A 16,659-nucleotide genomic window follows, 5' to 3' on the forward strand; every position below is an offset into this window, starting at 1 on the left:
TTTTAACCATTGGGTTGTTAATTATTTTTTCTATTTTTGTTCAGCATTAGTATAAGATGGGTAATCAATTAAGAATAACTTTATGAAAATAATCACTGGAGCATCAAGAGGTATTGGAAAATATTTGATGGAAAAATATTTAAACAAAGGTGAAACAGTTTATGGAACATACTTGTCAACCGAGCCTGATAGTAAATACAGGGAGTTTTTATCAAAGGTCGATATTTCTGATCATGCAGAGGTTGCAAAATGGGTTGGCTCACTTAAATTTGATGATAAAATTGAATTGATAAATTGTGCAGCTACTAACTATAATGCATTTGCTCATAAAGCCGATCCGACAAAATGGAAAAAAACAATTGAAATTAATCTAATAGGAACCTTCAATGTTATCAATGCCTTGTTACCTGAAATGCGAAAGAATAACTATGGCAGAATAATAAATTTTTCATCAGTGGTAGCTAAAATGGGTGTTGCCGGTACAAGCGCTTATGCCAGTTCTAAAGCGGCATTATGGGGATTGTCGAAAAGTATTGCCGTTGAAAATGCTTCCAAAGGAATAACAATAAATTCGTTGAACCTTGGATATTTTAATATTGGTATGATTAGCGATGTGTCTTCTGAAATCCAGGAAAAAATAAAAGAAAAAATTCCTTCTAATAGTTTTGGCGACCCGATTAATATTTATAATTCGGTCAATTATATCATTGCTTCTGATTATATCAATGGTGCCAGTATTGATATTAATGGTTGTATAATTTAATTTCGGGAAAAATGATTTACGAAGACAGTAAAAAAAATATTAAAATTGTTGCCGACAAAATCGAAATTGGTAAAAATGTTAATTTCGGAAATAATATTTCTATAGCGTTAAAAGGGCTTTTCAGTGTTGGCGATTTTAGTCATTTTGGAAATGATATTAATATCAGGGGCAACAACGTTAAAATAGGAAAACATTTATTTCATTCATCAGGCTTGCGAATTGGCGGAGGAGGGCGTCAACACCCGAATGCAAACCTTACCATAGGCGACAGATGTGTTATTCATAATAATTTTATAAACGTTTGCGAACCGGTTGTTATTGGAAATGATGTTGGGTTATCTCCTGAAACATCATTCCTCACACATGGTTACTGGATGTCGGTTCTTGAAGGATATCCTGCTTCATTTGCCGGAGTCAAAATAGGCAATGGTGTAATCATTGGTTACCGGAGTTTAATAATGATGGGCGTGGAAATTGCTGATTATTCTGTTATCGGTGCACAAAGCGTTGTTACGAAAAGCATCACCAGGAAAGGTATTTATGCCGGCTCGCCTGCAAAATTTATTAAAGAAATAATACCATTATCTCTTGAACAAAAAGTAGAAAAATTAAAACAGATTATTGACAGTTACATTCCTATTGCTCATTATCATAATATCAAACCAAATATTAAAATAGAGTACCCTTTTGTTTTTATAAATGATTTTAAATTTAATGCAGAAACATTTGAATATTGGGGCGAAGAAAGCGTAGAAACGGATGATCTGCGTGATTATATCCGCAAATGGGGAATAAGGATTTTCACTGAAAGACCTTTCGTGAGCAATTTCAGTTTATAATAAGTAAACTTTAAATTTTATATCATAATTTATTTGTCGTTTTTAATTTATGCAAAATCAGCTTAAAGTTTCAGTTATTATCCCTTGTAGAAATGAGGAGAAGTGGATTGGTAAATGTATAGAATCCGTTTTAAAAAATGATTATCCTCACGATTTACTTGAAATTTTTGTTGTTGACGGATTAAGTAACGATAAGACTGTAGAAATAGCAAAAAGCTATCGGGGAAAATATCCTTTTGTAAATGTTTTAAAAAACGAAAAAAGAATTTTTCCTGCTGCTATAAACCTTGCTTATAACAATTCAAAAGGCGATGTAATAATTATACTTGGCGCTCATGCTGAATATTCTTCAAATTATATTTCAGATAATGTAAAAGCATTGTTTGAATATAAAGTTGATAATGTTGGTGGTTTGGTAGAACAAATTTGGCCGGTAAAAAATTTTGCTGGCGAATTAATTACAATTGTTCTTTCATCTAAATTTGGAATTGGTGGTGCTACATATCGCACCGGTACTGATAAGCCAGTGTTAACAACAACAGTCTTTGGCGGTTGTTACCGAAGAGATGTTTTTGAGCGAATAGGTTTATTCAATGAGAAACTTATCAGCTCTTCTGATATGGATTTCAATACCAGGTTAAAAAAGATTGGAGGGAAAACGTTACTTATTCCATATGTAAAAGTAACTTATCATTATGCAGAAACGAATTATAAGAAATTCATAAAAAATAATTTCAGGAATGGATTCTGGTCTGTAAATCCTATAAAGTTTGTTAACTATATTCCTGTTTCATTCCGTCATCTTATTCCTTTATTTTTTGTCTCGGGCATAATAGGTGCATCTGTATTATCTGTTTTCTCTTATTATTTTTTATGGTTGCTGATATTAGTAATGGGCATATATGTATTAGCGGCATTTTATTTTTCATTAAAGTATATTAAAAAAGGATTTAATTATTTTCTTGTGCTTCCATGCTTCTTTTTTTCTCTTCATTTTTCATATGGTTTGGGCTCTTTACTTGCACTCATGAGTGTTATCGTATTTAAGATTTCGGGCATATTTAAAAAAGATTAATGATTGGGCATTGCTATAGAAAAGCTATAAGAGAAAGATTTTTAGCTTAAATATATACGGAATCACTCATTTCTGGCAGAAATTAAAATTATTTGGTTAACTTTGGCTGCCATTTTTAAAAGGTAGAAATGACTTATAATTCTGATTTTATACAAATAATTTATAAAACAATGCTTCGCATCCGGCTTGCCGAAGAGAAGCTGGTAGAGCCTATTTTGGATGGAACAGTTAAATGTCCGGTGCATCTTTATTCCGGTGAAGAGGCTGTAGCAACAGGCATTGGAGCGAATCTGAAAGATGAGGATTATGTTTTTGGCAATCATCGTTCGCATGGACATTATCTTGCAAAAGGCGGTGATTTGAAAAAAATGATTGCTGAAATTTATTGCAAGGAAACCGGATGCTCCGGTGGGCGTGGTGGTTCTATGCATCTGATTGCTCCTGAAAAAGGAGTGCTTGGAATTGCTCCCATTGTTGCGGGAACTATTTCGCTTGCTTTAGGTGCAGCGCTTGCATCTTCAATTCGTAAAGATGGAAGAGTTGCTGTTACCTTTTTTGGCGATGGCGCAACAGGTGAAGGCGTGCTTTATGAAGCCATGAATTTTGCTTCACTTAAAAAATTACCCATCATTTTTGCTTGTGAAAATAATTTTTATTCAACGCATTTACCAATTCTTGAAATCCGCGCCAATAGCCAGATTGCTGATGTTGCAAAGCCATTTGGGATTTCATCTTATCAGGTTGATGGTAATGATGTGCTAGCTGTTTACGAAGCATCGCGCGAAGCAGTTGAAAAATGCAGAAACGGAAATGGCCCTGTTTTTATGGAGTTTTTGACTTACCGTTTTCGTGGCCATGTTGGTCCTGATGATAATGTTCAGGGTACACATACCGATATTCGTCCGAAGGAAGAACTAGAGCAGTGGTTGAAGAAAGATCCTATTCCCCGTTTTGAAAATTATTTGAAAGAAAATAATTTCATTGATGATTCGAAAATAAAAGAAATAAGAAATATAATTTCTGATGAAGTGAACGATGCGGTTAAGTTTGCTGTTGAAAGCAATCGCCCGCATAAAGATGATGTAACAAAATATGTTTTCAGAAAGAAAAGTTAAATATAGTATTGCAATTAACGAAGCTATTATCCAACTGATGCGGAAGGATGCATCGGTTATATTAATTGGGCAGGGTGTTAAAAGCCCATGGTACGTAGGCAATACATGCACAGGATTAATAAAAGAATTTGGCGAAGAGCGTGTGATTGATACACCTGTTTCGGAAAATGCTATAACTGGTGCAGCAGTAGGCGCAGCGCTGGCAGGAATGAAATCTATTGTTGTTCATCCCCGCGCTGATTTTGTTTTGTATGCTTTCGATCCGATTATCAACCAGGCTGCAAACTGGCATTACATGAGCGGTGGAAACGCTAGCGCCCCGGTGGTTTTCTGGCTAATTGTAAATCGTGGAGGCGAACAGGCTGCGCAACATTCACAAGCGTTGCATTCAATCTTTTCGCATGTTCCCGGACTGAAAGTTGTTGCTCCTTCAAATGCTTACGATGCAAAAGGAATTTTAATATCCGCAGTTAATGATCCCGATCCTGTTGTTTTCATTGACGACCGCTGGTTATATGGAAAAGAAAATAATGTTCCTGAAGAAATGTATGAAGTTCAAATTGGTAAAGCATTTGTAAAAAAACAAGGAAAAGATATAACTTTAATTTCTTCTTCGTACACTTCATTTCTTTGTGAAGAAGTTTCTACTGAATTAATGAAAACGGGAATTGACGTTGAGTTTGTTGACCTATGCACACTTAAACCTTACGATAAAGAAACCATTCTTTCTTCAGTTAAAAAAACAGGAAAGTCTGTAATTGTTGATGGTTCATGGAAAACCTTTGGTTATGCTGCCGAAATTTCTGCAATGATTTCCGAAAATATTTTCAGTAAATTAAAAGCGCCTGTTGAAAGGCTTTGCCTGCCTGATGCTCCGGCACCTGCAAGCCGTTCGCTGGAAGAAAATTATTATATAAGTAAAGAAAAAATAATTGAAGCAATACATAAAGTAATTAATTATTCAGAGTGATGAAAGTACGTTTTGTGAATCCCGGAAGGCTGTACCAGATGCTGAAAAACGAGCTCGATGCAGCCTATTTTGATGTAATGAGCAGAGGTGAATTGATTGACAGAGGTCACTTGAAAGAGTTTGAATCAAACCTTGCAGCTTTTGTGGGAACAAAGTATGCCGTAGGTTTGAACAGTGGTTACGATTCGTTGCATATGTCATTGCGTGCTGCGGGAATTGGCGCAGGCGATGAAGTGATTGTTCCTGCACATACCTTTGTTGCAAGTTGTTCGGCAATTGTTAATGTTGGCGCAACACCTGTTTTGATTGATGTTGCGAAGGATTTTAATATTGATGTAAATAAAATTGAAGAAAAAATTTCGAAGAAAACGAAAGCAATCATGCCGGTTCATTTAAGCGGCTGGATGGCTGATATGCCAGCTGTGATGAAGCTTGCAAAAAAATATAATCTGGTTGTTGTTGAAGATGCATGTCAGAGTTTAGGTTCATCTGTAAATGGAATTGGTGCTGGAGCCTGGGGATTGACGGGATGTTTCAGCTTTTACCCTTTTAAAATTTTGGGCGGTTATGGCGATGGTGGTGCAATTACTACAAACAGCGAAGAAGTTGCCTCATTTGCCAGAAGGATGCGCTTTAATGGTGAAGAAAGAAACACCGGAGAATATCATGGTCATGGCTTTACCTGTTTGTTGGATAATTTGCAGGCAGCATTTCTAACAGTGAAATTGAAATATTTACCGGAACATATTCGTCGTCGCAAACAAATTGCAAACCGCTATCATGAAGCATTGGCGGATGTTTCGGAACTATTACTTCCAAAATATAAACGCGAGGGATTTGACCATGTATACCAGAATTATACTTTGCGTTCGCAACAGGGCGAAGAATTTTCATCATATTTAAAACAAAATGAAATTGAAGTTTTAACACAATTCCGTAAACCATATTATAAGCATGAAGCGCTGAAGCTTGCCGATACAGGCTTCCCTGAAACCGAAGCATTAAGCCGTGAAGTATGTTCATTGCCTATGTGTTTTGAATTATTGGATGAGGAAGTTGAGTATGTGATTAAGACCGTTAGAGCATTCTACGGAAAAAATTAAAACTTATTTTAATGAAACAATTATCAAGGATAACGGAAACCTTTACTGAGTCGGTTATTCGTGAAATGACACGTGTAAGCGATGCCTGCAATGGAATAAATATGTCGCAGGGTTTCCCGGATTTTGAAAGTCCGTTGGCAATACGGGAAGCGGCGATTAATGCGATAAACAAACATCATAACCAATATCCGGTAACCTTTGGTGAGCCTGAATTACGTGAAGCAATTTCAAAAAAAGCTTTAGCTTATAATAAAATAAATTCAAATCCTGATACTGATATAACCGTTACCTGTGGCGCAACTGAAGCTATGATCGCTACTTTAAAAGCAATTATAAACCCGGGTGATGAGATAATAATATTTGAACCATTCTATGAAAATTATGGTCCTGATGGAATTCTTTCAGGTGCAAAACCAAAATATGTAACGCTTCGTTTCCCCGACTGGCACTACGATTCAGACGAACTGAAAAAAGCTTTTAATAAAAATACAAAAGCAATTATCATCAATACTCCGAATAATCCTACAGGAAAAGTTTTTAGTCGTAAAGAATTTTTGGAGATTGCTCAATTATGCATTGAATGGGATGTTTATGCAATTACCGATGAAATTTATGAGCACATACTTTATGATGGAAACGAACATATAAGTATGGCTTCAATTCCCGGCATGGCTGAAAGAACGATTACAATAAATTCCATTTCTAAAACTTATTCAGTTACCGGATGGCGCGTAGGTTGGGCTATTGCCAATGCTCCGATAACCGCACGCATCCGAAAAGTTCATGATTTTTTAACAGTGGGTGCTCCAACTCCCTTTCAGCATGCAGCAGTTTCAGCATTAGGATTTCCTGATTCATATTATATTGAATTACAAAAAAAATATTTAACATCGCGTGATTATATGCTGGAAACCTTGAATAGCGCCGGATTTAATCCTGTTATTCCTAAAGGCTCATATTATATAATGGCTGATGTGGAAAAACTTTTCAATGAATTTAAAGCAGAAAATGATTACGACTTCAGCAAAAAATTAATTGAGAAAACACGTGTTGCAACAGTTCCCGGATTTTCATTTTATTCCAAACAAAATCTTACAACAAAGCAAGTTCGTTTTGCATTCTGCAAAAAGTTTGAAACATTAGAATTGGTAAGGGGTTTATTATTGAAAAATAAAAAATAAGAATTTTTTATTTATTCATTTTTCCCGTGACACACTTTGTATTTTTTTCCACTTCCGCATGGACAAGGATCGTTGCGTCCAACTTTTTTCTCAACCCTTACAGGTTCAGCTTTTCTTTCGGGCGGCTTATTTGATGAACCTTCACTGCTGCCACCGCCGCCAATATCGCTTCTGCCTGTTTGTAATTTGCTCATATCTGTTCTTTCAGGGGCCTGTGCTTCCTGAACATGCTCGGAATCCTGTAATGGAATATTTCCTTTGAAAATAAATGAGATCACATCCTTATTTACTTTTTGTATCATTTTTTTGAACAGTTCAAATGATTCAAATTTGTAAATGAGTAGCGGATCTTTTTGTTCATACGTAGCGTTCTGTACAGATTGCTTTAAATCGTCAAGTTCACGGAGATGTTCTTTCCATGCATCATCAATAATAGCTAAGGTGATTCCTTTTTCAATAGAAAGAATTATTTCTTTTCCTTTTGATGTATATGATTTTTTAATGTTCGCAAGAACCTGTAAGGTTTTCATTCCGTCGGTTACCGGTACTGCAATGTTATCGTAACGATAAGTGTGGTTTTCGTATACGTCTCTGATTATCGGGTAAACACGCTGTGCAGTGAAATCCTGTTTTTCTTTATAATATTTTCTAATGTGAACATAAAGTCTTTCTGTGATTTCATCAGATCTCATGTTGAAGAAATCTTTTTCCGATATATCGGTTTCGATACCGTATATTTTTAGCAAATCAAATTTAAAGCCTTCAAAGTCGCGAACTTCCTGGTAATCCAGGACCATCGTTTCGCAAACATCGAACATCATATTTGAAAGGTCGATTGAAAGTTTATCACCAAAGAGGGCATTATGACGTTTCGTATAAATAACATCACGCTGCTTGTTCATTTCATTATCATATTCGAGTAAACGCTTACGAATACCGAAATTGTTTTCTTCAACTTTTCTTTGAGCGCGTTCAATCGCTTTGGTGATCATGGAATGTTGTATCACTTCACCTTCTTTAAGTCCCATGCGGTCCATAAGGCTTGCAATACGGTTTGAACCGAATAATCGCATCAGGTCATCTTCCAGCGATACAAAGAACTGTGATGTTCCCGGGTCGCCTTGTCGTCCTGAACGACCACGTAACTGCCTGTCGACACGGCGCGATTCATGACGTTCGGTACCTATAATAGCAAGTCCACCTGCATCTTTTACACCGGGTCCGAGTTTAATATCAGTACCACGACCTGCCATATTTGTTGCAATGGTAACGGTTCCTGCACGTCCGGCTTCGGCAACAATATCAGCTTCTTTCTGATGAAGTTTTGCATTAAGTACATTATGCTTGATGTTCCTAATTTTAAGCATTCGGCTTAGTAGTTCCGATATTTCAACCGATGTAGTACCTACAAGTACCGGTCTTCCTGCTTTTACAAGTGCAACAATATCTTCAATGACTGCATTGTATTTTTCGCGTTTTGTTTTGTGAACAAGATCTTGCTTGTCGTCCCTGATAACGGGTTTGTTTGTTGGAATAACAACAACATCCAGTTTATAAATATCCCAGAACTCACCGGCTTCTGTTTCGGCAGTACCGGTCATTCCGGCAAGTTTCGAATACATTCGGAAATAATTCTGTAATGTTATCGTTGCATACGTTTGTGTGGCTGCCTCAATCTTTACAGTTTCTTTTGCTTCTATAGCCTGGTGTAATCCATCGGAATACCTACGTCCTTCAAGTATACGACCGGTTTGCTCGTCAACAATTTTTATTTTGTTATCCATGATAACATATTCCACATCTTTTTCAAAAAGGGCATAAGCTTTTAATAACTGGTTAACCGTATGTATACGTTCTGACTTTATTGAAAAATCCTGAAGGAGTTCATTTTTCTTTGCCAGTTTTTCCTGTGATGGAATCCCTGATTTTTCAAGTTCTGCAATATGTGCACCAACATCGGGGATGATAAAAAATTTATTATCATCAGTGAACGATGTGGTAAAATCAATTCCCTTATCAGTAAGGTCGATGGTATTATTTTTTTCATCAATGACAAAATATAATTCATCATCAACAATGTGCATGTTCTTTTGCTGTTCTGCAAGGAAAAAGTTTTCTGTTTTCTGCATCAACACTTTCATTCCTGGTTCACTAAGAAATTTGATAAGCGCTTTATTCTTTGGTAATCCGCGAAAAGCACGGAATAAAAGTTTGCTTCCTTCTTTTTCGTTTTCAGGATTTGATGTGTCGCCAAGCAGTCGTTTTGCTTCAGCAAGAATATTGGTAACTAAATTTCGTTGTGCGTTATAAACTTTTTCAACAATAGGTTTCATATCCAGGAATTCCTGTTTATCGCCTTTTGGTGTTGGTCCTGAAATAATAAGAGGAGTACGGGCATCGTCGATCAATACAGAGTCAACTTCGTCGACAATGGTATAATTATGTTTGCGCTGTACCAATTCTTCAGTGCTGCGCGCCATATTATCACGCAGGTAGTCGAATCCAAATTCATTGTTTGTTCCGTAAGTAATATCGGCAAGGTATGCTTTTCGACGGGCATCAGAGTTCGGTTCATGCTTGTCGATACAGTCCACTTTTAATCCGTGAAATTCAAATAAAACGCCCATCCATTCAGAGTCACGTTTTGCAAGGTAATCGTTTACAGTAACGATATGCACGCCTTTTCCCGGTAAAGCATTCAGATATGTAGGTAAAGTTGCAACAAGTGTTTTTCCTTCACCGGTAGCCATTTCCGAAATTTTTCCCTGGTGTAGTACAATACCGCCAATAAGCTGTACGTCGTAATGGACCATATCCCAGGTGATGAGGTTACCACCGGCGATCCACTGGTTTTTATAAAAAGCTTTTTCGTCTTTGATTTCAACGTTTGGACGTGAAGCTGCCAGATCGCGATCCATTTGTGTGGCGGTAACTTCTGTCCATTCATTTTCTTTAAAACGTCTTGCCGTTTCTTTCATTACAGCAAAAGCAGCAGGAAGAATTTCTATGAGGACATCTTCGATTTTTGAAGTAATCGTTTTTTCGATTTTTTCTATGCTGGCATAAATCTTTTCTTTCTCTTCATCTTCGATTTCAAGATTATTCTCAATCCGGCTTTTTAATTCCTCAATTTCTTTTTCTTCACCTTGGATATGAGATGCTATCTTTGATTTGAATTCATTTGTTTTTTCCCTGAGTCTATCATTGGAAAGCTTACAAATGACTTCGTACTCTTTATGTATTTTATCTACAAGAGGAAGTAATGCTTTAACATCTTTTTCAGATTTACTTCCGAATAATTTTTTTAAAAACGTTGCCATATATTAATTAATGATAATGTACAAAAGTACACGAATTTGATTAATAAATGTCAATAAAATAAAAAAGCTGCTATTTATACCGATACGTAACAGGTCGCCGTGGCGACTGCAAAAATAATTTTTCAACAAGCGTTACTATCGGCATAACTCGTTCTAATAATTTTTTCAAAATGGATAAGAACGAGTATAAAAGCAGCTTTGAAAAAGGAAGTATTTTTTTAAGAATGTTCTTTCACCACATCTTTAAGAGTTACACTTCTCTTTTTAAGTTCAATGCGGCATTTCGAGAAATTATTAACGGGCCATCCCTGCCACAGAACATAATTTCCGTAATTGTCTTTAGTGTTATATACAGCAGTAGTTTGGCTGTCGAATTCCCAATACATCATATCGCCGGTAGCATCGAAATCAACTTTTACATCCATAAATTTATGATAAATAACCAGGTCGAGGTAATCCTGTGTGATACCTAGTAAATCCAGTAATGTTGTTAAAGCTTTCTGACCGGGAAGCCCTTCGAGTTTCATTTCAATGGTAAATCGTTCTTGCTGACCTCCGCCAATAAAGAATTCCCCTCCATTATTAAAATCAAGGCTAAGATAATTGAAGGTCTGATCAATTTGTGATGCTATGGTTGTGTATTTATTGTCGCCATAAACGATATACATGAATAATGGTCCTGCCGTTGACGATACCGAATTATCACTTACTAAATAGAAAGCCACTACCGGAAATTCAACTTTACTGGTAATGTTGGTGCCTTGTTCATTATAAACTGCGGTAACTTCCCAAACTCCTTCCATTTTTGTTTTGGTAGGAGTTTCATCTTTAAGACATGAAGAGAAGAAAATAAAAAATATAACAAAGCTTAATGGTTTTAAAAGTACGATTCTGCGCTTTTTCATAAGAGGTGGTATTAAATTCAGCGTATAAATTTACAAAAAAAATGCCATTATATGAGTAGTGTAGATATTTGGATAGACAGTATTTTTATAGCAATTATTGGAAAAATAAAAAGCCGTAGGTCATACGGCTTTTTTTAAATTTTTAATATTCATCTTCATGAAAGAAGAAATCTTCTTTCGTAGGATAATCGGGCCAGATATCTTCGATGCTTTCGTAGACCTCACCTTCGTCCTCTATTTCCTGGAGGTTTTCAATAACTTCCATAGGTGCGCCTGAACGAACTGCATAATCTATCAATTCTTCTTTGGTAGCGGGCCAAGGGGCATCTTCCAGCTTCGATGCTAATTCAAGTGTCCAATACATATGGTTAAGTAATTTTGTGCAAAAATAATCTTTATAACATAAAAGTCAAGAGAAAAAAATAAAAACCTTGATTATTTTTCAACAGAATAATTAATATATTGTTTTTGAATGTGTTAATATTTATGAAATTGCGGTATCGATAAAGCGCTTAAAATTGTATAAAAAATTCTAAGTTATTATTTTAACCCTGATGGCATTCAATCCTTTTGGTCCTGACTCAGTTTCAAAAGTAACTTTATCATTTTCTTTTATCCTGTCAATCAATCCATTTATATGGACAAATATGCTTTCCTGCGTTTCATGGTCTTTAATAAAACCATAGCCTTTTGAATCATTAAAAAATGTAACAGTACCTTTTCTTATTATATCAAGGGGTTCGATGTCTTCTTTTTTCGAGATACTAATTCTGATGTCTTCTGTTTTAATTGTATTCTTTATATTCGGATCGGGTGGAGTGGAAGTAATATTGCCGTTATGATCAACGTAAGCAAACATTTCTTCGAGACTTTTACCTTTATCAGAGTTGGCTTTGCGTTCTTCTTTTTTTTGTTCTTTCTCTTTTTTCTTTTTTTCTCTATTTTTTTCTTTTTCCCTTTTATTGAATGTTTCGTGTGATCTACCCATAATTTATTTTTAGTGATTTTTTTGTATAAAAAGCAAACCCTGAATTTAGGAATAACTTATTTTTTGCAAAGATAACAAATTATAGGGAATGGAACACAAAACACCGCTTAGGACTGCTGTGGCTGTATTTGCTAATGATTGAATAATAAAATTCCAGTAATGATAATATTTCTTGGTAATGTTTTTTAGCTTTCATCTTTATAATAAATTTTATAATATTTTCGTCCGTCCTTCTCAACGCCTTGTTCTATCAGCTCTCTGTCGCCATGAATATAAATGTGAAAGTTCTTATCCAGTTTCAAAACACTTTTAAAAATGCGTGCTTGTTTTTTTACAGCTTGTGATGAAATCTCAAAACTATCGTTCAGGCTTAATTCGTTGTCTCCCCTGTATATTTCATCAAAGTTTCGGAATGATTTTATAATTCCTGTATCCTGGAAAACTTCTTTTTCAAATTCTTTCTTTTCGAATGTTTCGTGTGTTTTGAAATAATCAACGGAGCGGTTCAGCAAGTCAATCTGGTCGGCTTTGCTCACTTCAAATTCGTCCGACAATTGTTTCGTCACGAAGTTTTTTGCAATGGTCAGGAATTCTTTTGTTTGGTGGAATTCATTACGGATTGGTGTTATATTCAGAAAATCATCTCTCCAATACTGTGCTTCCAGTGATTTATTGGCATTATCAACAATCACTATTTTATAACCTTTTTCACGTTCGGTATTAAATATGATGCAAGCCTTATCAATTCCTTTTACTTCAAAACCATAATCATGCTGAATGACAAATTTTGATTTGTGGTTTATCATTTTAATGAAAGGGACATCTGTTTCTGATTTAAAAATCCCAATAGCTTCAACCATCTCATTATCTATTTCAACATCTGTAAAGTATGCAACATTCAATTCCCCTTCCTTTATTTTCGGGTGAGTTGATTGTTCATAAAGAAGTTTGGCAATATTCTGTGATGCCTCTATGAATGATTTAGGTTCAGAAAAAATTCCTTTGACTATTGTATAAACTTCATTTAAATTAAGTTTTACGGAATGTGTAAATGAAAATAATTCTTCAGTTTTTATTGGCAGTAAAAAATATGTTAGCAGTAGGTCTTTGGTGTCGGAAGCAAGGGCCGATACTTCGTCAGAAAGTGTGAGCTTTTCTTCTCGCTGCTTATTGCCAACATGATGGGTAATTAAATATTGAAGTTCTAATTGTGTGAAATCTAAATTCGTCATGGCGTATGGTGTGTGTTATATTAATTGTCGAAGTTTTTTATTCCTTATTATGGGTTGCTTTAATAATAAATGGGTTGTATATTTTGTAATTAAATTTAGGAATAATAAACTTTCTTAATGATTTGAAAGAAGGCATTTATAAATTTATTTATAAGTGATAAATTTACCCCAACTTCTTTTTTTAGCTTTCAAATTTGTAAGCTTATAAATATAAATGCCAGGCTTAAATTGTTGTATATTTATAGTGATTTTATTTTCAGTAATGTTATTAATATAAAGTTGTATCCTACTGTGAATATCGTAAATTGCAAGTTGAAAAGGTTCTGCATTAGGATTATCAAATCCGATTGTAATAAAATCTTTTGATGGATTTGGATATATTTTTGATTTAACAGGACTGAAATGAGTTTCAGAAATCCCTTCAACAAAATCCTGAATACATAAATCATCGAACATTAAACCATTAAGATTATTATCAATACTATCACTTATAAAAGTAAAGCGATATAATAATGTATCACCAATATTAACATTGAATACGGAACCATTATCTGCCAGTACAACATCAAAATATTTACATCCTCCTGAACGTCCCGTAAGGACAGGCTTTTGAGAGAACCATGTTATGCTAGCATTATAAACACTATCATTAATCAAATCTATCCATGTTGTTCCATTATCAGGTGAAAATTCTATTTTTCCAAAATCTTTTAATGAATCGGTTTCGCAATAAAATTTCCCCTGAAACATTTTACATCCGTAGATATCGCCAAATGTTGCCGTGTTTTTTATAATAAAAACAGAATGATTATTTATTGGATATGGATTAATTGTATCTGTAATTATAGTACGGGACGGGTATGCAGTATCGATGATTTGTTTTTGAGTTTTTCCAATTTGCCAGATATTTTGAGAATAATTAATGGTATCAATTGTTAAACGACACATGCATAAAGTATCATCAAAATTCAAACAATAATTATCGCAAGGTAATTGAGCATATATTGTGTGAATATTTAATGCAAATAAAAAAATAATTAGTTTTCTCATAGTTTTATTTTTATTTTAAGCAATATTAATGCAACGAGAACAAAACAAATATAAATATATTTAAGGAACCCAATTAATGATTTTAACTTTTTGCAATGATGTGTAAACATTTTACCTTTACAAAAAAAATTTCTATAAATGCTCGATAGAATAATTAATATAGATAAAGAATTGTTGCTTTTCTTTAACGGCATGCATAACTCTTTTGCCGATATTATGATGTATTGGATTAGCGATAAATTTATCTGGATTCCTTTTTATGTTTTTCTTTTATATAAAATTATCAGGATTTATAAATTGAGAACGATTGATGTTATTATAGGTATTGCTATACTGATTACAGCAAGCGATCAGATTTCGGTTCATTGCTTTAAAGATGTGTTTCAACGTTTGCGTCCTTGCCAGGATCCATCAATGCAAGGGCTTGTTCATTTGGTAAATGGCGAATGCGGAGGCTTATACAGTTTTGTTTCATCGCATGCTGCAAATACTTTTGCATTAGCATTTTTCTTAATCAGTGTTCTGGGAAAAAAAATAAGATGGATTACTTCGGTAATGATTATTTGGGCAACTGTAGTTTCATTTTCGCGTGTGTATCTTGGGGTACATTATCCGTTTGATGTTTTGTGCGGAGCAATATTAGGAATGATAATAGGTTTGCTTATCGGAAAAATTTTCAATTGGTATTTTCGAAAATTTGTTTTGAAGGAGACGCGGATTAACGCGGATTAACGCGGATTTAAAAGGATTGTAAGACCCTGGATACAAGTCTCAAGTTCCAAGTCCCAACTTACTACTTGCAACTTACTACTTACTACTAATGTCTTTCTATTCTTTTCCCTTAAATGGTCTTATAATCAGTCGTAGTGTGCGGTCGTAACTTATGTAATTCCAGAACCAGTCGAAAAATGTAAAAACTTTATTCCTGAACCCAATGATTGCCATCAGGTGTATGAAAAGCCAAATGAGCCAGGCAAGCATTCCCTGGAATTTTATTTTTCCTATATCGGCAACAGCTTTATTTCTGCCTATTGTAGCCATTGAGCCTTTATCAAAATATTTGAATTCAATTAAAGGTTCTTTTCTTTTTAATTTTAATAGATTTTTTGCAATCAGTTTGCCTTGTTGCATTGCTACTGATGCGACCATAGGATGTCCTTTGGGTGTTGTGTTCGAAATGAATGCAGCTACATCGCCTGCCACGAAAATATTTTCAAATCCTTCAATTTGATTATATGAATTTATATGGTAACGATTTCCGTGAATAATGGTACTTCCTGGTAACCCCTGTATTGTAGCGCCTTTCACGCCGGCTGACCATAAAAGTATTTTCGCATTGATTTCTCTTCCATCATTAGTATAAACTTTTTCACCATCAAAATTTTTCAAAAAAGTATTCAGCCATATTTCAACTCCCATGCGGGAAAGATAGTCGTATGCTTTTTTTGAAGCCTGTTCTGACATTACTCCCAAAAGCCTGTTGCTTCCTTCAAGTAAATAAATTTCCATGTTTGAAATATTCAGTTCAGGATAATCTTTTGCCAGCACATGTTTTTTTAATTCTGCAAGTGCACCGGCCATTTCAACTCCTGTCGGGCCACCACCGGCTATTACAAAAGTCATGTATGCCTTACGCTTTTCAAGGTCTTCAATGTGTGTTGCTTCTTCGAAGTTTTGTAGAAGTATGCTGCGAATATCAAGTGCCTGCGGGATATTCTTCATTTGCATCGATTTCTGTTCAAGTAATTTGTTTCCGAAAAAATTACTTTCGCTGCCGGTTGCAATTACTAAATAATCGTAGCGAATGCATCCTATTGATGTGCATAGTTCTTTTTTTTCCGCATCAATCTTGTTTACTTCAGCCATGCGGAAAAAAACATTTTTAAAATGTTTAATATATCTTCTTAACGGGTAAGCAATAGAGCCGACTTCAAGCCCGCTTGTAGCAACCTCATACAGCAATGGTTGAAATGTATGATAATTATTTCTGTCGAGAAGAACTACCTGAAATTCGTTTTGGTCAACATGTTTTATCAGCGACAATCCTGCGAAACCGCCGCCAATTACTACAACCCTGGGTAGCGCTGATGATGGTACATTAATATTCATAACTTTTTG

15 protein-coding genes are annotated in these 16,659 nt (G+C 35.0%); 8 read left to right on the top strand and 7 right to left on the bottom strand.

The features are described 5' to 3' along the window. Positions 1–82 precede the first annotated feature (82 nt). From PKK00_09090 to PKK00_09120, 7 genes are all read left to right on the top strand, one after another. Positions 83–763: an SDR family NAD(P)-dependent oxidoreductase gene (locus PKK00_09090; GenBank protein HNW98548.1), complete on the top strand. Its 681-nt coding sequence runs from the start codon at positions 83–85 to the stop codon at positions 761–763. Positions 764–774: 11 nt separating this feature from the next. Beyond that, a complete protein-coding gene (locus PKK00_09095) occupies positions 775–1,602 on the top strand; it encodes an acyltransferase (GenBank protein HNW98549.1) in 828 nt (275 codons plus the stop codon). A gap of 49 nt (positions 1,603–1,651) precedes the next feature. Then, entirely contained in the window at positions 1,652–2,677 is a 1,026-nt protein-coding gene (locus tag PKK00_09100; GenBank protein ID HNW98550.1) for a glycosyltransferase family 2 protein, read from the top strand. Positions 2,678–2,805: 128 nt separating this feature from the next. Then, a complete protein-coding gene (locus PKK00_09105) occupies positions 2,806–3,792 on the top strand; it encodes a thiamine pyrophosphate-dependent dehydrogenase E1 component subunit alpha (GenBank protein HNW98551.1) in 987 nt (328 codons plus the stop codon). Then, positions 3,770–4,762, top strand: coding sequence for a transketolase C-terminal domain-containing protein (locus tag PKK00_09110; GenBank protein ID HNW98552.1), 993 nt, complete (start codon positions 3,770–3,772; stop codon positions 4,760–4,762). Before PKK00_09105 ends, PKK00_09110 begins: the two co-directional genes overlap by 23 nt. After that, positions 4,762–5,865, top strand: a complete 1,104-nt coding sequence (locus tag PKK00_09115; protein ID HNW98553.1) for a DegT/DnrJ/EryC1/StrS family aminotransferase — start codon at positions 4,762–4,764, stop codon at positions 5,863–5,865. Before PKK00_09110 ends, PKK00_09115 begins: the two co-directional genes overlap by 1 nt. A gap of 11 nt (positions 5,866–5,876) precedes the next feature. Then, complete coding sequence (locus PKK00_09120) at positions 5,877–7,046, top strand: aminotransferase class I/II-fold pyridoxal phosphate-dependent enzyme (protein ID HNW98554.1); 1,170 nt, start codon at positions 5,877–5,879, stop codon at positions 7,044–7,046. A gap of 11 nt (positions 7,047–7,057) precedes the next feature. On the opposite strand, the gene secA is transcribed toward PKK00_09120, so the two are convergent. From secA to PKK00_09150, 6 genes are all read right to left on the bottom strand, one after another. Further along, on the bottom strand, positions 7,058–10,366 hold the full coding sequence (gene secA / locus PKK00_09125; GenBank protein HNW98555.1) for a preprotein translocase subunit SecA: 3,309 nt from the start codon (positions 10,364–10,366) through the stop codon (positions 7,058–7,060). 218 nt (positions 10,367–10,584) lie between these two features. Beyond that, positions 10,585–11,271: a hypothetical protein gene (locus PKK00_09130; GenBank protein HNW98556.1), complete on the bottom strand. Its 687-nt coding sequence runs from the start codon at positions 11,269–11,271 to the stop codon at positions 10,585–10,587. 142 nt (positions 11,272–11,413) lie between these two features. Further along, positions 11,414–11,635, bottom strand: coding sequence for a DUF2795 domain-containing protein (locus PKK00_09135; protein ID HNW98557.1), 222 nt, complete (start codon positions 11,633–11,635; stop codon positions 11,414–11,416). A gap of 168 nt (positions 11,636–11,803) precedes the next feature. Then, positions 11,804–12,259 (bottom strand): cold shock domain-containing protein, encoded by a 456-nt coding sequence (locus PKK00_09140; GenBank protein HNW98558.1) that lies wholly within the window; start codon positions 12,257–12,259, stop codon positions 11,804–11,806. A 185-nt stretch (positions 12,260–12,444) separates the two neighbouring features. Further along, entirely contained in the window at positions 12,445–13,491 is a 1,047-nt protein-coding gene (locus PKK00_09145; protein ID HNW98559.1) for a nucleoid-associated protein, read from the bottom strand. A gap of 144 nt (positions 13,492–13,635) precedes the next feature. Then, positions 13,636–14,541, bottom strand: coding sequence for a T9SS type A sorting domain-containing protein (locus tag PKK00_09150; protein ID HNW98560.1), 906 nt, complete (start codon positions 14,539–14,541; stop codon positions 13,636–13,638). A gap of 138 nt (positions 14,542–14,679) precedes the next feature. On the opposite strand from PKK00_09150, the gene PKK00_09155 reads away from it, so the two are divergent. Continuing rightward, complete coding sequence (locus PKK00_09155; GenBank protein HNW98561.1) at positions 14,680–15,273, top strand: phosphatase PAP2 family protein; 594 nt, start codon at positions 14,680–14,682, stop codon at positions 15,271–15,273. Between the two features lie 96 nt (positions 15,274–15,369). Here PKK00_09155 and PKK00_09160 read toward each other — a convergent pair whose 3' ends face one another. After that, a complete protein-coding gene (locus PKK00_09160) occupies positions 15,370–16,650 on the bottom strand; it encodes an NAD(P)/FAD-dependent oxidoreductase (GenBank protein HNW98562.1) in 1,281 nt (426 codons plus the stop codon). Positions 16,651–16,659: the final 9 nt, after the last annotated feature.

The organism is Bacteroidales bacterium (genome assembly GCA_035353855.1).
Taxonomy (GTDB): Bacteria; Bacteroidota; Bacteroidia; order Bacteroidales; family CG2-30-32-10; genus DAOQAK01.